Source organism: Empedobacter sp. UBA1574 (genome assembly GCF_002322895.1).
In the GTDB taxonomy this organism is placed as follows: domain Bacteria; phylum Bacteroidota; class Bacteroidia; order Flavobacteriales; family Weeksellaceae; genus Empedobacter; species Empedobacter falsenii_B.
Map to the genome: position 1 here is coordinate 12,443 of NZ_DCOI01000034.1, position 19,394 is coordinate 31,836.

At 33.4% G+C, this 19,394-nt stretch carries 14 protein-coding genes; 5 read left to right on the forward strand and 9 right to left on the reverse strand.

The genetic code is table 11. The features are described from left to right. Nucleotides 1-60: 60 nt before the first annotated feature. The 4 genes from B3578_RS11455 to B3578_RS11470 form a co-directional block, all read right to left on the reverse strand. Nucleotides 61-1,119, reverse strand: coding sequence for a glutaminyl-peptide cyclotransferase (locus tag B3578_RS11455; RefSeq protein WP_286494984.1), 1,059 nt, complete (start codon nt 1,117-1,119; stop codon nt 61-63). 54 nt (nt 1,120-1,173) lie between these two features. Continuing rightward, the gene (gene ruvC, locus B3578_RS11460; protein ID WP_125348885.1) at nt 1,174-1,722 is read right to left on the reverse strand and encodes a crossover junction endodeoxyribonuclease RuvC; all 549 of its coding nucleotides are present in this window, start codon (nt 1,720-1,722) and stop codon (nt 1,174-1,176) included. A 30-nt stretch (nt 1,723-1,752) separates the two neighbouring features. Continuing rightward, complete coding sequence (locus B3578_RS11465) at nt 1,753-4,302, reverse strand: phosphoenolpyruvate carboxylase (protein WP_221854724.1); 2,550 nt, start codon at nt 4,300-4,302, stop codon at nt 1,753-1,755. A 102-nt stretch (nt 4,303-4,404) separates the two neighbouring features. Further along, nucleotides 4,405-5,916 carry a GH3 auxin-responsive promoter family protein gene (locus tag B3578_RS11470; protein WP_286494981.1) on the reverse strand — a complete coding sequence of 504 codons (1,512 nt, stop codon included), beginning with the start codon at nt 5,914-5,916 and terminating at the stop codon, nt 4,405-4,407. Between the two features lie 52 nt (nt 5,917-5,968). Here B3578_RS11470 and B3578_RS11475 point away from each other — a divergent pair, with 52 nt between their 5' ends. From B3578_RS11475 to thrC, 5 genes are all read left to right on the forward strand, one after another. Further along, nucleotides 5,969-6,760 carry a DUF2797 domain-containing protein gene (locus B3578_RS11475; RefSeq protein WP_221854722.1) on the forward strand — a complete coding sequence of 264 codons (792 nt, stop codon included), beginning with the start codon at nt 5,969-5,971 and terminating at the stop codon, nt 6,758-6,760. Between the two features lie 153 nt (nt 6,761-6,913). Beyond that, nucleotides 6,914-7,342: a hypothetical protein gene (locus B3578_RS11480; RefSeq protein WP_147280028.1), complete on the forward strand. Its 429-nt coding sequence runs from the start codon at nt 6,914-6,916 to the stop codon at nt 7,340-7,342. A 216-nt stretch (nt 7,343-7,558) separates the two neighbouring features. Further along, nucleotides 7,559-10,012, forward strand: coding sequence for a bifunctional aspartate kinase/homoserine dehydrogenase I (gene thrA / locus B3578_RS11485; RefSeq protein WP_291048838.1), 2,454 nt, complete (start codon nt 7,559-7,561; stop codon nt 10,010-10,012). Between the two features lie 3 nt (nt 10,013-10,015). Further along, on the forward strand, nt 10,016-10,999 hold the full coding sequence (locus B3578_RS11490; RefSeq protein ID WP_291048841.1) for a homoserine kinase: 984 nt from the start codon (nt 10,016-10,018) through the stop codon (nt 10,997-10,999). Nucleotides 11,000-11,001: 2 nt separating this feature from the next. Then, on the forward strand, nt 11,002-12,309 hold the full coding sequence (gene thrC, locus B3578_RS11495) for a threonine synthase (protein ID WP_291048844.1): 1,308 nt from the start codon (nt 11,002-11,004) through the stop codon (nt 12,307-12,309). Between the two features lie 73 nt (nt 12,310-12,382). Here thrC and ilvA read toward each other — a convergent pair whose 3' ends face one another. Genes ilvA through ilvD form a run of 5 tightly spaced genes read right to left on the reverse strand, consistent with a single transcriptional unit; the run spans nt 12,383 to nt 19,208 of the window. Then, nucleotides 12,383-13,666: a threonine ammonia-lyase IlvA gene (gene ilvA, locus B3578_RS11500; RefSeq protein ID WP_221854717.1), complete on the reverse strand. Its 1,284-nt coding sequence runs from the start codon at nt 13,664-13,666 to the stop codon at nt 12,383-12,385. Between the two features lie 34 nt (nt 13,667-13,700). Next, nucleotides 13,701-15,182 carry a ketol-acid reductoisomerase gene (ilvC, locus tag B3578_RS11505; RefSeq protein ID WP_286494976.1) on the reverse strand — a complete coding sequence of 494 codons (1,482 nt, stop codon included), beginning with the start codon at nt 15,180-15,182 and terminating at the stop codon, nt 13,701-13,703. 41 nt (nt 15,183-15,223) lie between these two features. Continuing rightward, nucleotides 15,224-15,817: an acetolactate synthase small subunit gene (ilvN, locus tag B3578_RS11510; RefSeq protein WP_180905464.1), complete on the reverse strand. Its 594-nt coding sequence runs from the start codon at nt 15,815-15,817 to the stop codon at nt 15,224-15,226. 6 nt (nt 15,818-15,823) lie between these two features. Next, on the reverse strand, nt 15,824-17,584 hold the full coding sequence (ilvB, locus tag B3578_RS11515; RefSeq protein WP_219034513.1) for a biosynthetic-type acetolactate synthase large subunit: 1,761 nt from the start codon (nt 17,582-17,584) through the stop codon (nt 15,824-15,826). Beyond that, entirely contained in the window at nt 17,517-19,208 is a 1,692-nt protein-coding gene (gene ilvD, locus B3578_RS11520) for a dihydroxy-acid dehydratase (protein ID WP_221854713.1), read from the reverse strand. The genes ilvB and ilvD overlap by 68 nt, the downstream gene beginning before the upstream one ends. Nucleotides 19,209-19,394: the final 186 nt, after the last annotated feature.

A 19,394-nucleotide genomic window follows, 5' to 3' on the forward strand; every position in this document is an offset into this window, starting at 1 on the left:
TGAAAAAGAAAAGCTCGATTTTGCAGGTCGAGCTTTTTGCTTTTTTATGTGTTAAGGAAATTATTTCTTAATCTTAATTTCAAATATTTTATCCCAGTTTTTACCTGTTAATAACATATTTCCGTTGTCTTTGAAAGCGATTCCGTTCAATTCTTGTGCTTGCGGATTTCCTTGTTTTCCTTTCAATTCAGCGAAGTTAAACTCTACTTTTACAGCGCCAGTTTGCGGATCAATTACCACAATATTACTGTTATCTGCATGTCCAGATTTTAGGTAAACATTTGCATAAATTAAACCATCGTGGTATTCAATTTCATTCAAATAACTATATGGTTGTTGACTGTCAAAAGCTTGAACAGTTCTTAGATAATTAAAGTTTTCATCAAAGAAATGAATACGTTGAGAACCTTCTGTTATGGCCAATTCTTTTCCAATTGTTGTAATTCCCCAACCTTCGATAATTTGAGCTGGCATATCAAATTTTTCAACTTGATTAAAGTTTAAATCATATTTATAAATCACACGATCTTGCCATGTTAATTGATAAATAAAACCATTCAGTTCTGTAATTCCTTCTCCAAAAACATCGTCTTTGATTTGATATAATTTTGTAGGTTCAGTTGCCCCCAATTTATATTCAATCAAACGTGTTTTTCCTCCGCGAAGTCCAGTTCCTTCGAAAATATTTCCGTTTTTGAAATAAAAACCTTGCGTAAAATAATCTGGATTATGTGGATAAGTTCCTACAATTTCATAATTCCATTGCGCAGCCGGCTCATTTGCATAAACCACAAACGTAAAATCGCGCGAATTTGTTTCTTCTTCTCCTTTGAAGAATTTCAAATTAACCGTATGATTTCCTAATCCAATTGTTTTTCCGTCAATCGTAAAATCAGCAGGAACTTCTTGTCCATCTACCGAAACAATAACTTTCGTAATTCCATCTAAATTAGTTAAAGGAATATCGATTTTGTCGCCAATTTTGTATTTGTTTTGTTCAATTTTCGAAACAATTTCAGTGATTGCAGTATTGTTTTTTCCAGTCGAATCTTTACAAGAAAATAACACTGAAGAGAAAACTGTTGCACAAACTGATGCTGCGATTAAATATTTTTTCATTTGATGTGTTTTATGTTTTACGAATTAGGTTGCTAATTCTACTACAAATATATTTTATTTTGTTCGATTCGGATTATTTTTTACAAAGGCATCCCAACTCGAATAAGAATTTGACGTCCCAGTTGTTTTACCCGAATTTAGATAATGACAAACCGCAACGGCAAGACCATCTGTGGCATCCAAACGTTTCGGAATTTCTTTCAAACCAAGTAAATGTTGTAACATGCCCGCAACTTGTTCTTTTGATGCATTTCCGTTTCCAGTAATCGCCATCTTAATTTTTTTTGGCGCATATTCTACCACAGGCATATCGCGATGCAGGCAAGCGGCAATACAAACGCCTTGTGCACGTCCAAGTTTTAACATAGACTGAACATTAACGCCAAAAAACTGCGCTTCAATGGCTAATTCATCAGGATGATATTGATCGATAATGGCTAAAGTTTTTTCGAAAATCTTTTTCAATTTCGTTTGCTGGTTCGGAAGTTTATGCAACAACAATTCGTCTAAAGTAATCAACTTTATTTTGTTATTTTTGACTTCAATCAAACCAAAACCCATCACCATTGTTCCAGGATCAATCCCTAAAATAATCTTTTCCATCGTTGCGAAGGTATTAAGATATTCTGAAAATTAAGCCGAATTTCGACTCGCATTAATATTTCCGAATAACGAACGCATCACAATTTGCTCATAGATTGATTTGAACTCACTTTCATGATGAATTTTGTTCAACGCAAATTGTTGAATCGTTAATAATGGTAACACAATTTTTTCGCGCATTTGTACCGAAGATTTGTTCAATGGTTCGTCTTGCATCAATTCTGTGTAACCCGAAATTTCTAAACATAATGCTTTTGATAATTCAAATTCATCGTGCAAAATATTCCAAAATTCACCATATTCAGGATCATTTTTCATATAAGATGTTAATGGAAAATAAGTTTTTTCCATCGACATCATACTATTCTGGATCAATGTTTTGAAGAAGCTCGAATTCTTGAATAAATCTTTTACATCCTCTAAATGACCTTGTTTTTTCAATTCATTTATAGCTGTTCCAACACCAAAATATCCCGGAACATTTTGTTTTAATTGACTCCAAGAACCCACAAATGGAATAGCACGCAAATCATCGAACTCTAATTTTTTATCACCACCTCGTTTACTCGGACGGCTTCCGATATTCGTTTTTCCATAATAGTTAAGCGTACTCATATTTTCTAAATAAGGTAAAAATGAAGGATGCGCTTTCAAATCTTCGTATTTCTGATAACTAATTGTGGCTAATTTATCAATCAAAATTCGCTCATCTGGCGAAATCTGACTTGTGCTTGTCGAGAAAACATCCGAAATAATACCAGCTGTGTACAATTGTTCAAAATTATATTTTGCCTGCGGCATTGTTCCATAATTCGACGTAATTGTTTGTCCTTGAATTGTAATTTGAATTTCGTGATTCGCAATTGTTTTCCCTTGAGAAGCGTAAAATTCGTGCGTTTTTCCACCACCACGCGCAGGAGGTCCACCACGACCGTCAAAGAAAATAACTTCGATTTGATTTTTATCCGAAACATTCGAAAGGATTTCTTTGGTACGATAAATTTCCCAATTCGCTTTGATGTAACCACCATCTTTTGTTCCGTCCGAAAAACCTAACATAATCGATTGACGTTGTTTTCTACGTTCTAAATGTTGCGCATAAATAGGTAAATTATACAATTTATTCATCGTATTTTCAGCACCATCTAAACCTCTAATCGTCTCGAAAAGTGGCATGATATCAAACTTAATTTCATCGTCTTGATAACCACAAAATTTGAATAAAGCATAAACATTTAAAACATCGAAAATGGTTTCAGAATTTGAAATAATGTATCGGTTAACACCTAATTCACCATTTCGTTGCTGAATTTTTTTTAATTGATAAACATTTTTGATTGTATCAATCACAATATCATCTTCAAAATCTTCTGGTTTAGCTGTAAAAGACGGATTTATTAACAATTCGATTTGTTCTGCTTCGCTTAAATCTTTCAGATTAATTCCAGTATATTTTTCAACAATTCGGTTAATCACTTTTTGATGAACACGCGAATCTTGACGAATATCCAAAGAAGCAAAATGCAATCCGAAAATATCAACACGTGTGATAAAATCATCTAAAATATCTAAGAAAACACCATTGTGTTGTTCAATTAAAATTGTACGAATCGTTTGTAAGCGCGTTTTGATTTCATCAATTGTAATTGTTCCATTTTCATTGAACATATTTTCGTAAATCAAATTACTCAACGCTTTTAAAGGTTCTGTAACATGCTTGAATGTTAATCTACGTTGAACAATTTTAAGATGATTGTAATAATTTTTTAAGATACTTGTACGCAATAAACTTGCAACTTTCCATGTAATTTCTGCTGTTACAAACGGATTTCCATCGCGATCGCCTCCAGGCCAAAAACCTAATTGAATAACAGGAGATTTTAGAGGTTCACTTTCTGTAAAAAACAATTGGTTGATTTCGTTGTATAATCGTCCAATTGTTTGATAATATACATTTCTCAAATAATAAATAATAGAAACAGCTTCATCGTAAGGAGTTGGTTTTTCTTCGTTGATAAAAGGTGTTTTTCCTAATTGTTGCAACAATAAATCAATTTTACTTACCGAATCTTGTTGAATTGCGTCGCGTAAATCTTGAATAATTTGTTGAACATTTGTTGGATAAAACTGCGTTGGATGGGCTGTAAAAACAACTCTTGTTACAAAATCTTCGATTCTGGTTTTTACTTGCTCCATTTTACCTTGCGCTTGTGCAATATGATAAATGCTTTCCAAACTTCCTTTTTCATTTTCGGAATGTAATGACGGAAATGCAGCATCTTCGATACTATCAAACAAAACAACTTGTCGCTCGATGTATTGTATCATTCGAAACATCAAATCGATTTGCTCTTGTTCGGTTTTTAAATCAGTGTATTTCTCAAAAAAATTGTTGATGATTTCATTTGGTGATTTACCTTCGGGTAAACCTTTTTGACTTTCATCATACAAAAACGGAATCAATGATCCGATGTTTTGCATTTTTTCGTAGGGAAGACTCATAAAGAGACTGTTGTAAATTTGAAACTTATTTTCCACAATTTGGTGGAATTTAAGTTCAGATAAATTCGTACTTCGCATTAATAGGTATTTTTTCTCTTAATAGTAAATTTACTTGTTTCGAGGTAATTATCCTATTTATTTTAAACCAAAAAAAGAGAATCATATTGATTCTCTTTTTTATTATGATCGATTATTTAATTCAATTAATGGTTCAATAAAGTCTCTTGTATTTGATAAACGAGGAACTTTATTTTGTCCACCTAATTTACCTCTTGAAGCCATCCATTCGATGAATAATTTTGTGCGTGCTTTGTGTACAATCGGTCGATTAAGTGTCATATTATTGTAACGTTTTGCTTCGTAATCGGAATTAACTTCTTGCAAACCTTTATCTAAACAATCAATAAATTGCTCAAAATTTTCAGGCTCTTTATCAAACTCTATCATCCATTCGTGAGCGCCTTTTTCTTTTCCTTGCATAAAAATTGGACCAGCACTATATTCAGAAACAATTGAATTTGTTTGCATACAAGCACGTTTCAAAGCTTCTTCTGCATTTTCTATCATCAATTCTTCGCCAAATGCATTGATATAATGTTTTGTTCGTCCAGAAACAACAATTCTGTGTGGATTAGTTGAGGTAAATCGAACCGTATCACCAATAATATAACGCCATAAACCACCATTTGTTGTAATTACCATGGCGTAATTTTTACCAACTTCAACTTCTTTAATCGTTAAAAATCGTTGAGCTTCTGAACCAAATTCTTCCATTGGAATAAATTCGTAAAAAATTCCGTTGTCTAATAATAACAACAACTCTTTACTATTTAATTGATCCTGAATTCCAAAAAAACCTTCGGAAGCATTATATAATTCGAAATAATTTAATTTTTTCTGAGTAATTAAATTATAATTTTCTGCATAAGGTTTGAAGCTGATTCCACCATGAAAAAACACTTCGAGATTTGGCCACAATTCGTCCAAATAATTCTTTCCAGTTTCGGCTAATAATTTATTCAAAACGACTAACATCCACGAAGGAACACCAGTTAAAGAACTAACATCTTCATTTTTTGTTGCATTAATAATAGCATTCATCTTTACATTCCAATCAGACATTAGAGAAATCTCACGATTTGGAATGTTTTTCATTTCTGCATAAAAAGGTAAATTATCAATCAGAATAGCTGATAAATCACCAAAACGCGTATCATATTTTTGATAAAGTTCACTACTTCCACCAATTCTTAAGTTTTTGTGCATAAAAATATCCGTTTCGGGATAAGCGTTTAAATACAATGCAAACATTGTTTTTCCTGCTGCGTAATGGCAATCTTCTAAGGATTCATTACTAATCGGAATAAATTTACTTTTGGCATTTGTTGTTCCAGAAGATTTCGCAAACCATTTTATTTTTCCATGCCAAGTAACATCTTTTTCACCTTTTCTTGCTAATTCAATATAAGGTTGAAAATCCTCGTAATGCACTGCAGGGACTTGCTCTTGAAATTTATGTGTCGTTTTGATTTCGTCAAAATGAAATTCTTTTCCGTAAATAGTCGATTTGGCTTTTTTGATATTCTCAAATAACACACGTTGTTGCGTACCAACTGGATTTTTGATACTTTCCTCGATGATATTCATTCGGCTACGCATCATAATTTCCATAATCTTATTGACTATTCCCATCCGCTAAAAGTTTTGTAGATTTACACAAAATTAATTAAACTTTTTTAGCAAGATGCAGTTTGAAGGACAAATTCGTAAAATGACAACTGAAAATGGAACGCCAATCAATTATTATTGGAATTTCAAGAATGATTTTATTGTTATGAATCAATTGTTAGGAAAAAAAATCAAGATTAACTTTGATCATTACGAATGTTTAAACTGTCACGAGGACAAAGAGATTTATCAGATGGGATATTGTAAAAATTGTTTTTTTACAGTTCCAGAAGCTAATCCAAGTATTATCAATCCAGAACTTTCTACAGCACATTTGGGAATTGCGCAACGTGATTTAGAGTTTGAAACGAAATTCGAATTGCAACCGCATATTGTGTATTTGGCAAATTCTTCGGGAATAAAAGTTGGTGTAACACGTTTAACTCAAGTGCCGACTCGTTGGATCGATCAAGGAGCATCAGAAGCTATTATTATTGCACGAACGGATAATCGTTACGAAGCTGGAATGATAGAGGTTTCGTTGAAAAATGTTATTGCAGATAAAACAAATTGGCAAAGAATGTTGAAAAATGATGTGCCAGAAATTAATTTGTTTGAAAAGTATCACGAAATCAGAAATGAAGTGAATCCAGATTTTCAACAATTTTTGGTTGATGAGCCAGAAGTTTGGAAGTTAGACTATCCAGTTTTATCTTATCCAGAAAAAGTAAAATCATTAAACTTGAAAAAAACGCCAGAAATAGAAGGTGTTTTGAAAGGAATAAAAGGTCAATACTTGATTTTTGAAGACAATACCGTTTTCAATGTTCGAGGTCACGAAGGTTTTTATGTGAATTTTAAAGTGTAAAATTTATTTTACAATAAAATATATTCAAAAGTCGATTTTGTAACAGAATCGACTTTTTTTGTTTCTATCTATTTGATTTCAATAAAAATACTTGTTTTTTATCTTATTTATTTTTACATTAGTTATAATCAATTAACACAAAAAATAGGAATTATGAAAGCAAGTGCATTACTTATGGTTGGTGGTATTTTGGCTTTAACAGCATGTAATAAAAAATCAGATTTGCCAGATTATAAGGTGAAAGAAGCAGTTTTAGATGTTTACAAATACAGAGCAGATAAGCCAGATTCACTTTTTTCGAAAGTAGAAGGCGTAAATGTGGATGATTTGAATGCGGTGGTTAAACAATATGGGCCAGTTGATGTCTACAACTTTGAGAAAATGACGCCTCTTGAAGATGGTGACAAAACAGTTTACGAAGCAGTTTATAAAGTATCTTTTAAAGGAGCAGAAGGTACAGAAACTTTTAAAGTACGAAAAATTGATAAACTAGACGGAATTGTTGTTGGCTATGCAAGTGATGTAAAACCTGTTGCTGAACCAAATGATTCATTGGCTGTAAAAAAGGATTCGGTGAAATAAATATAAAAAAAGAATAAATACGTAATGATTTATTGAAAAAGTTTGTATATTCGTTATCAATAATGAAACAAAACGGATTAGATACAATCATTTCAATTACGACGACTTCTAGTGTTCACACTTAGAGGAGTTTTGTTATGTATTTAATTCTAAAAAAATAATGCAAAAGCATCTTCTCAAAAGGAAGATGCTTTTTTTATGATCAAAATTTAAATTATGAAAGTTTTAAAATTCGGAGGAACATCAGTCGGATCGGTAGAAGGTATTCGCGCGGTCGTAGAAATTGTTAAACAGGAAAAGCAACAAAATAACTCGATTATTTTGGTTGTGTCTGCTATTTCTGGTTTGACCAATTTATTAACCAAAATCTCTGAAGAAGCTTCATCAGGAAATTTTGATGAAAATGATTTAAAACTTTTTCAAGACAAACATTTCGAAATTGTAAAAGCTTTAATCGATGTGCCGAATCAAAATCCGATTTTAACAAAATTAAAATTGTTGATGAATGAGTTGGAAGCATTATTAGAAGGGGTGGAAATTCTGAAAGAATTAAGCCCTCAAACAAAAGATTTGATTTTGAGTTTCGGCGAAAGATGTAGTGCTTTATTAATAGCAAAAGTAATGCAAGAGCATGTTGGAAATTCATTGGCGATTAATGCATCAGATTATATTTTGACTGATCATAATTTTGGTCAAGCGAATGTTATCGAGGAAAAATCGTTTCAGAATATTCAACAATTAGCAAAAGATTATTCGGATAAATTATTAGTTGTAACAGGGTTTATTGCTGCTAATGAAGAAGGACGAGTGACAACTTTGGGAAGAGGAGGTTCTGATTACACTGCGGCTTTGATTGGTGCGGCTTTACATGCAGAACAAATTGAAATTTGGACAGATGTAAATGGAATGATGACGGCGGATCCTCGTTTTGTGAACAAAGCTTTTTCGTTAGAAAATTTATCGTATACAGAAGCGATGGAATTGTCGTATTTCGGTGCGAAAGTGATTTATCCGCCAACAATGGCTCCAGCTTTTAAACTTCGAATTCCGATTTTAATTAAAAACACATTTCAACCGGATTTTGAGGGAACAAAAATTCAGTTCGATTCGCAACCAACAGATTATCCAATTAAAGGAATTTCGTCGATCAAAGATATTGCATTAGTCAATATAAAAGGAAGCGGCTTGGTTGGCAAATTGGGCTTTAGTGGAAAACTTTTTTCACTTTTAGCGCAACATCATATCAACATTGTGTTGATTACGCAATCTTCGTCAGAGCATAGTATCACGCTTGCCATTCATCATAATGAAGTCGAAAAAGCAAAGCAATTAATTGAAGAAGAGTTTTGTTTGGAAATTGCAGTAAAATGGTTGGAACCAATTGAAATTGAAGAAAATCTCGGAATTATTGCAATTGTTGGAGAAAACATGAAGAAAATGGTTGGTGTTTCGGGCAAGTTATTTTATGCATTAGGACGAAATGGAATCAATGTCAGAGCGATTGCGCAAGGTTCTTCGGAGTATAATATTTCGGTTGTGATTAACGAAAATGATTTGTCAAAAGCTTTAAATGCGGTACATGATGCGTTTTTTAATCATTTGAAAAAAACAATTCATGTTTTCAATGTTGGAGTAGGAAATATTGGGTCGACATTTTTAAATCAATTAGAAAAACAGAAAGATTTTTTAGCAAAAAATAATGATATCGAAATAAAATTGGTTGGATTATCAAATTCAAAAAAAATGATGTTTGATGAAAACGGAATTAATTTATCGAATTGGAAAAATGAATTAGAAAATTCTTCTTCTCCAGCTGATTTGAATGAATTTATCCAAAAAATGAAACAGTATAATTTACCAAATTGTGTTTTTGTAGATAATACTGCGAGTTCTGATTTGCCAAATTATTACAAACAAATTTTTGAAAGCAGTATTTCGGTTGTAACATGTAATAAAATTGCGAATTCATCTTCTTATCAAGAGTATAAAAAATTGAAAGAAACTGCTCGAAAATATGGCATTGATTTCCTTTATGAAACGAATGTTGGAGCAGGTTTACCAATTATTAGCGTGTTGAAAGATTTAAGAATGAGTGGAGATCAAATCTTAAAAATTGAAGCAATTTTATCAGGAACAATTTCGTATATATTTAATCATTTTAAAGGTGAAAATACATTTGCCGAAATTGTAAAAAAAGCGCAAGAATTAGGTTATACAGAACCAGATCCTCGCGATGATTTGAGTGGAATAGATTTTATGCGAAAAATGTTGATTCTTGCTCGTGACAATGGTTACGAAATTGAAGCGGGAGATGTAAAAATCGATTCTATTTTGCCTAAATCTTGTTTAGAAGCTGCAACTGTAGAAGATTTTTATCAAGAATTAGTCAACGAAAATGATTATTTCGAAAAGATAAAACATCAAGCAGATGAGGAGCAGAAAGTGATTCGTTACATCGGGATTTTAGAAGATGGGAAAATATCAATTTCGTTAGAATTGGTGGATAATCAACATCCGTTTTATGCCTTGTCTGGAAGCGATAATATTATTTCTTTTACAACAGCGCGTTACAAGGAACGTCCTTTGGTTGTGAAAGGACCTGGAGCTGGTGCAGAAGTTACAGCAGCTGGCGTTTTTGCAGATTTAGTTAATATAAGTTCAATACGATAAAAGATGAATCAAATAATCGAAAATAAATATAAGCTTGATCAAGCGAAGTTTTTAGATAAAGTACATGTTTTTGCTCCTGCAACAGTTGCCAATATGATCTGTGGATATGATATTTTGGGCTTTGCGGTGGATTATCCAGGTGATGAGGTAATCATGAAAAAGACAGAAAAGTTAGGAATCGAAATTCTGACAATTACAGGTGACGAGGGTAAATTGCCTTTGGATGCGATGAAAAATACAGTTTCTCATTCGGCATGGAAATTATTTTGTGATTTAGGTCTACAAGATTCTTTTGGATTATCGATAGAATTACACAAAAAAATGCCAATTGGAAGTGGTTTAGGTTCAAGCGCGGCGAGCACAGTTTCTGGACTTTTTGCATTGAATGAATTATTAGGAAAACCACTTTCTAAAAATGAGCTTTTGCCTTATTGTATGGAAGGCGAACGATTGGCTTGTGGCGCTGCTCATGCGGATAATGTTGCGCCATCGTTGTTTGGAGGAATTACGTTGATTCCTTCTTATGAGCCGATTTTGGTGCGTTCTTTACCTGTTCCTGAAAATTTATATGTCACACTGATTTACTCAAAAGTAGAAGTGCCAACAAAGGATGCGCGCAAATTAATTAAAGATAAAGTGCAATTGAGTAAAGCAATAAAGCAATGGGGAAATATTGCAAGTTTGGTTGCAGCGCTTTATGAGAATGATTACGAAGAAATTGGTCGTTCGATGCAAGATGATATTGTCGAACCAAATCGTTCTTTATTGATTCCATATTTTAATGAAATGAAAAGTATTTCGCTCGAAAATAATGCATTAACATTCGGTATTTCTGGTTCTGGACCAACAGTTATGGCGTTATCTAAAAGTAAATTGGGTGCAGAAAATATCGAACAAAAACTAAATGATTTTTTGACGATAAAAGAAATTGAACATTTATCATTTGTCTCTAAAATTAATCAACAAGGACCTTACATAAAACACTAAAAATGAAATTATATAGTACAAATAATCATAATAACAGAGTCGATTTTAAACAAGCGGTTTTCCAATCTTTGCCAGAAGATAAAGGATTGTATATGCCTTTGTCGTTGGAAAAATTAGATGAAAATTGGTTGAATTCTATTGAAAATTATTCATTTCAAGAGATTGCGAAAAAGGTGACAAATCACTTATTAAAAGATGATTTTTCTGAAGAAACGATTAATAATTTAATTGATGATGTAATTAATTTTCCTGCGCCTTTGGTGTTTTTAGAAGATGATTTAGCTATTTTGGAATTATTTCACGGACCTTCTTTTGCTTTTAAAGATTTTGGAGCAAGATTTATGAGTCGCGTGATGGCACATTATTCAAAAAAAGATAATCAATTGTTAGATGTTTTGGTCGCAACTTCTGGCGATACAGGAGGCGCTGTAGCACTTGGCTTTCTGGGAGTAGAAGGAACGAGAGTAACGATTTTGTATCCAAAAGGAAAAGTGTCGCTGATACAAGAATTGCAATTAACGGCGAATGGAAAAAATATTCGTGCCATAGAAATCGACGGAACTTTTGATGATTGTCAAGCATTGGTCAAGCGAGCTTTTTTAGACAAAGATTTAATGAAAAATCTAAACTTAACCTCAGCAAATTCAATTAATATTGCTCGCTTAATTCCGCAATCTTTCTATTATTTCGAGGCATTTGCCCAAGCAAAAAGAAAAGGTTTTGAGAAAGTTTCTTTTGTTGTTCCGAGTGGAAATTTCGGGAATATTACAGCAGGTATTTTGGCTTCAAAATTAGGATTGGAAGTAGAACAATTTGTTGCGGCTACAAATGCGAATGATACTGTTCCATTATTTTTAAAAACCGAAAATTATCTACCCAAACCTTCTGTACAAACGTTTTCGAATGCGATGGATGTTGGAAATCCGAGCAATTGGGTTCGTGTGATGGAATTTTTCGAGCAAGATATGGAGCAATTAAAATCAAAAATGGTTTCAAAAGCTTTTTCAGATATTGAAACGACAAATGCAATTGTTAAAATTAATCAAGAATATGATTACATTGCTTGTCCGCATACGTCGATTGCGTGGTTGGCAGCGAAGGAATACCAAGCGAAAAAGCAAGATGAAAAAGAGTTAGTGGTATTTTTATCGACAGCGCATCCGTGTAAATTTCCTGAAGTTTTTCCGAAAGAAATACGAGATAAAATTGTCTATCCAAAAGAAGTCGAAGAATTGAAATCGAAACAATCGAATAAAGTTAAAATGAACAATAATTTTGATGAGTTAAAAAATTGGTTGTTGAATAATTAATAAATTAAAAAGCAAAGTTTCTAACTAAATAGAAGCTTTGCTTTTTTTGAATAGTATATTAATGATGGAAAAATTATCCAATCATTAACGAAAAGAGTGTGTTGTCTGTGTTAAGATATTGATAGTCGAAATGATGATTTTCTAATCTAAAAATTAAACCATCTAAATCTTCTTTTTTGTCTAATTCAATGCCAACTACTGCTGGACCTGTTTCTTTGTTATTTTTTTGCGTGTATTGGAAATAGGTGATGTCATCATTTTCACCCAAAACTTCGTTCACTAATTCTTTTAAAGCGCCAGCACGTTGAGGAAAATTGATAATGAAATAATGTTTCAAACCTTCATATTGCAAACTTCTTTCTTTTATTTCTTCCATTCGCGTAATGTCGTTGTTGCTTCCACTAAGCACGCAAACCACATTTTTTCCTTTGATTTCTTCCTTGAAAAAATCTAAAGCCGAAACACTCAAAGCGCCTGCTGGTTCTACAACAATTGCGTCTTCATTGTACAAACGCAAAATGCTCGAACAAACTTTTCCTTCTGGAACAGCACAAGTTGTTTCTAAACCTTCTGCACAGATTTTGTAGGTTTTTTCACCTGCTTTTTTTACAGCTGCGCCATCTACAAAAGGGTCAATCTTCGCTAATGCAACAGATTGTTTTTGTTTGATAGCTTCTGCCATACTTGCTGCGCCACTCGGTTCTACGCCAATAATTTTGGTGTTTGGACTAAGTGTTTTCATCACAGAAATAACGCCAGATGCTAAACCTCCACCGCCAATTGGCACGAAAATATAATCGATTGGTTGATTGCATTGATTCAAAATTTCTAAAGCAACAGTTCCTTGTCCTGCGATTACTTTTTCGTCATCAAAAGGATGAATAAATGTAATATTTCCTTCTTGGGATAATTGATGTGCAAAAGCCGATGCATCATCAAATGTATCACCATGTAAAATGATTTCGATTTGATCTTTCCCAAACCATTTTACTTGTTTTATTTTTTGTTGAGGTGTCGTCGTTGGCATCACAATTTTACCTTTGATATTTAATTGTTGACACGAATACGCCACACCTTGTGCGTGATTTCCTGCACTTGCGCAGATTACACCATTATTTTTTTCTTGTTCTGATAACTGAACGATTTTATTATAAGCACCACGTAATTTGTATGAACGGACGACTTGTAAATCTTCTCGTTTTAGATAGACATTCGCATCAAATTGACGACTTAAATTTTCATTGAAATCGAAAGGAGTGTTTTTGGCAACTCCTTTCAAATTCATTTGTGCTAAGTTTACTTCGTCAAGCGAAACGCCTAAGGTCTCAGTTTTCTCACTTCTAAGTCCCTTTGTCATAATTCACTATTTTCTTAGTTATTTTAATATTTGATTATGCCGTTTTTATGGTTTTCATAGCAGTCATTGCTTTACGAAGTTTTTTTCCCACAGTTTCGACAGGATGATTACGTAAAACATCATTTATGTGTACCAATGTCGCATTGTCAACAGCATTGTCTTTTCCTTCGTTGTAATTTTTTCCGACAACGTCTACGTTTACTTTTGTCATAAAATCTTTTAACAAAGGTTTACAAGCCTGATCGAAAAGATAACAACCATATTCTGCTGTATCAGAAATTACACGATTCATTTCGAATAATTTTTTACGAGCAATTGTATTTGCAATCAATGGTGTTTCGTGTAATGATTCGTAGTAAGCAGATTCAGGTTTAATACCTGCTTCCACCATAGTTTCGAAAGCTAATTCAACTCCAGCACGAACAAAAGCAACCATTAAAGTGTAATGATCAAAATATTCTTGTTCAGTAATATTTGCATCTCCAGCGGGTGTTTTTTCAAAAGCAGTTTCTTCAGTTTCAGCTCTCCATTTTAATAAGTTTTTATCATCATTCGCCCAATCTTCCATCATTGTTTTACTAAACTCACCAGAAATAATGTCGTCTTGATGTTTTTGGAATAATGGACGCATAATATCTTTTAATTCCTCTGATAGTTCAAAAGCTTTAATTTTAGCAGGATTACTTAATCTATCCATCATACCGCTAACTCCACCATGTTTTAAGGCTTCTGTAATTACTTCCACACCATATTGAACTAATTTTGAAGCATAACCAGCATCAATTCCGTTTTCAATCATTTTTTCGAAAGAAAGAATAGAACCTGTTTGTAAAAGACCACATAAAATGGTTTGCTCTCCCATCAAATCTGATTTTACTTCCGCAACAAATGATGATCTTAAAACTCCCGCTCTGTGACCACCAGTTCCTGCACAATATGCTTTTGCTTGATCAAAACCTTTTCCTTCGGGATCATTTTCTGGGTGAACGGCAATTAATGTAGGAACTCCGAATCCTCTTAAATATTCTGCACGAACTTCCGAACCTGGACATTTTGGTGCAACCATTATTACTGTAATATCTTTACGAATTTGCACACCTTCTTCTACGATATTGAATCCATGAGAATATAAAAGTGTAGCACCTTGTTTAATAAGTGGTTGAACAGTATTGATAACTTGCGTATGTTGTTTATCCGGCGTTAAATTCGCAACAACATCAGCATTTGGGATTAATTCCTCGAAAGTTCCTACTGTAAAATTATGACTTGTTGCATTTTTCCAAGAATCTCTTTGTTGTTCAATCGCTTCTTTGCGTAACGCGTATGAAACATCTAAACCGCTGTCTCGTAGATTTAATCCTTGGTTTAACCCTTGCGCACCGCAGCCTACAATCACAATTTTTTTGTCTTTTAATGCGTCTGTACCTTTTGCGAATTCTGAGTTATTTAGAAATTCTGCTTGTCCTAGTTGATATAATTGACCTCTTAATGATAGTGAATTAAAGTAATTAGTCATTTTTGATTTTTTAATAAAATTATTTGTTGAATTATTCGTCTTTACATTGTGAAAACTGAGGTTCCTTCGTTTAGGAATTCATTTTCGATTACTTCTTTTGATGGCTCGTCTTTTTCGAATTGTAATAATTTTTCATGGAAACCAGCACTTGCTTTTATAATGGCTATTCTAGCTCCACGAACAAATTCTATTAAGCCATATTTAGTCAGCTCTTGTGTTAGATTATCAATTTCCTCACGATGACCAGCTGTTTCAAAAACTGTATAATCATTGCGAATCACAACTGTATTCGCGCCATATTGACGTAATAAACGTTCAACGTATGCCTTTTCAGCAATAATGTTAGTGGGTACTTTGTATAAAGCTTGTTCTTGCCAGATTAATTCATCATTATTATTGAAATAAGCTTTAAGAACATCGATTTGTTTTTCAATTTGCATGCAAAGTTTTCGAACGACTTCTTCAGATTCTTCAATTACAATTGTAAATCGGTGTACATTTTCTATTTCTGATGGAGAAGTGCTTAAACTTTCAATATTAATTTTTCGTCGAGTAAAAATTCCTGCAACTCTTCCCAAAATTCCTATGGAATTTTCTGTATATAGCGTAATTGTATATTCTTGTTTTGAGTCCATAATAATTTATTTTAATCTAATTTCAGAAACACTTGTACCTTGTTCTACCATAGGAAATACATTGTTTTCTTTTCCTACCATAACTTCTAAAAGATAAGAACCATCATGCTCTAACATCTCTTTTAAAGCATTTTTCAAGTCGTTTCTTGCTTCTATTTTTTGACCTTCTATTTGGTAGGCTTTTGCAAGTGCTACAAAATCTGGACTTGTAATATCTACGAAAGAATAGCGTTTGTCGTTGAATAATTCTTGCCATTGACGCACCATTCCAAGGAAGCTATTGTTTAGGATTAATATTTTTACTTTAGCTCCAAATTGCATAATCGTTCCCATTTCTTGTAACGTCATTTGGAAACCACCATCTCCACAAACCATGACAATGTCTTTTTCTGGTGCTCCATACCATGCTCCAATTGCTGCAGGTAAACCAAATCCCATTGTTCCTAATCCTCCTGATGTAACCAAAAGCTTAGAATCTTTGAATTTCGCGTAACGACAAGCCGACATCTGATGTTGTCCTACGTCTGTCACAATAACGGCTTCTCCTTTAGTTAATTCATTTAAGGTATTGATAACCTCAGCCATAGATATCACATCAGTTGTTGGATGGAATTCTTTATTAATAACTTCTGTACGTTCTTCTTTTTCGAGATCTCTAAATTCTTTTAACCATTGAGAATGATCATTAGGATGAATCAAATTTGTTAATAACAGAAGTGTTTTTTTACAATCTCCCCAAACAGGGACAGCAACTTTTACATTTTTACCAATCTCTGCTGGGTCAATATCAAGATGAATCACTTTGGCTTGTTTTGCATATTTGTCTAAGCGTCCAGTTACGCGATCATCAAACCTCATTCCTATGGCAATTAATACATCGCAATCATTTGTTTTAACATTAGGTGCATAATTACCATGCATACCTAATAAACCTACATATTGTGGATGATCAGTATCTAAAGAACTTAATCCCATCAAAGTTGTTGCTACAGGAATTCCAGATTTTTCTAAGAAATCGTTTAATTCTTGTTCAGCTTTTCCAAGTAATATTCCTTGACCAATAATCGCAAATGGTTTTTTTGCTTGATTAATAAGTTTAGCAGCAGCTTTTATATATTCAGTTCTTATCTCTGGTTCTGGTCTATAACTGCGAACATGCGTGCATTTCTCATACTTTTTCTTTTCGATAAGTTGTATTTGAGCATTTTTTGTAATGTCAATTAAGACAGGTCCTGGTCTTCCAGAGCGAGCAATATGAAATGCTTTTGCTAGAACATCATTTATTTCTTCTGCATCAGTAATTTGATAATTCCATTTCGTGATAGGATTAGTAATATTGATAACGTCAGTTTCTTGAAAAGCATCCGTTCCTAAAAGAGAAGCGAAAACTTGCCCTGTGATACATACAATAGGATTGCTATCAATCATGGCATCTGCAATTCCAGTGACTAAATTCGTTGCGCCTGGACCACTCGTGGCAAAAGCTACACCTACTTTTCCTGAAGTTCTTGCATAACCTTGCGCAGCGTGAATGCCTCCTTGTTCATGACGAACTAAAATGTGTTCTAATTTATCTTTGTAATCATACAAAGCATCATATATAGGCATAATTGCGCCACCAGGATAGCCAAAGACTGTTGTAACTCCTTCGGACAATAAAGCGTTAATAATCGCTTGTGAACCTGAAATTTGAGTTGGTTTATTGGTCAGTAAGACATCCTTCTGAAGCGTTTCCGACTTGCTTTGCGTATTTGTATAAGACTCCATTTTTTACTTTTAATGCGGGTTGTTTCCAGTTATTTTTTCGATTTTCTAATGTTTTTTCATCAATCAAAAGGTTTAATTCATTTTTGTTGATGTCAATTTCGATGAGATCATTATTCTCGACTAATGCGATTGGACCTCCTTCAAAAGCTTCTGGTGTTATGTGACCGACGACAAATCCGTGCGTTCCGCCACTAAATCGTCCGTCTGTAATCAAAGCGACTTTATCTCCTAATCCAGCTCCAATAATGGCAGATGTTGGTTTCAACATTTCTGGCATTCCAGGACCACCTTTCGGACCTTCGTTTCGGATGACGATAACGCTTCCAGCTTTGATTTGTAAATCTTCGATTGCTTTTAAAACTTCAACTTCGCTATTAAAAACTTGTGCTTTTCCTTTAAAATAAAAACCTTCTTTTCCAGATATTTTAGATACCGATCCGCCAGGAGCAAGGTTTCCGTAAAGCATTTGTAAGTGTCCAGTTTCTTTTATGGGATTAGATAATGGACGAATAATATTTTGTTTAGAGAAATCTAAATCAGGAACCGATGCTAAATTTTCGGCTAATGTTTTTCCAGTAACCGTTAAACAACTTCCATCGATTAAATCTTCTTGTAACATATACTTTAAAACAGCAGGAACTCCACCAACTTTACTCAAATGTTCCATCAAGTATTTTCCACTAGGTTTTAAGTCTGCTATTACTGATGTTTTATCGTTAATTGCTTGTATATCGTCTAATGATAATTTGATATTCATAGTCGCTGCAATTGCTAATAAGTGCAAAACAGCATTTGTGCTTCCGCCTAAAACAACAATTGTTTTGATTGCATTTTCTAAAGAATTCTTCGTGATGATATCACTTGGTTTAATATCTTTTTCTAATAAAATTCTTAGATAATGTGCCGCAGTTGTACATTCGTTTTTCTTTTCTTGACTAAGAGCAGGGTAAGACGAAGAATAAGGTAAACTCATTCCCATTGCTTCAATCGCCGCTGCCATTGTGTTTGCTGTATACATTCCGCCACAAGCACCTGGACCAGGACAAGCATTCTGAATGATTCCACAAAAATCTTTGTCATCAAGATTTCCGTTTAATTTTTTTCCTAATGCTTCGAAAGCAGAAACAATGTTTAATTCCTCTTCTTTGTAATGTCCCGGAGCAATTGTTCCACCATAAATCATGATCGAAGGACGGTTTAAACGTCCCATTGCCATAATCGATCCTGGCATGTTTTTATCACAACCAGGAATAGTAATTACGCCATCGTAAAAGTGTCCTGCACAAACAGTTTCGATAGAATCTGCAATGATTTCTCTACTTACTAAAGAGTAGCGCATTCCTGAAGTTCCGTTGGTAATTCCATCGCTAATTCCGATAGTGTTGAACTTCAATCCGATTAGGTTTTCGGCTTTCATTCCATCTTGTACCAACTGTGCAAATTGATTTAGGTGCATATTGCAAGTATTTCCATCGTACCCCATGCTTGCAATTCCGATTAATGGTTTTTTAAGGTCTTCGTTTGTTAAGCCAATCCCATGTAACATCGCTTGTGACGCGGGTAAAGTGTCATCTTGCGTAACGGTTCGACTATGTTTGTTTAGTGCTTTGTTGTTGTTTTTCATCACTATTTATTTGACATTGTTTGTATTAAAAACATAAAAAAAAGCCACCCTGAATAAAGGTGGCTCATAAAAAATCGTTCAAAAAATTTGTCATAAAACCACCTTTCCTAATCGTAAGACCAAGACTAAAATAATAATGATAATAATGACGAAATTGTTTTGCATAATATTGTTTAATTAATTTTT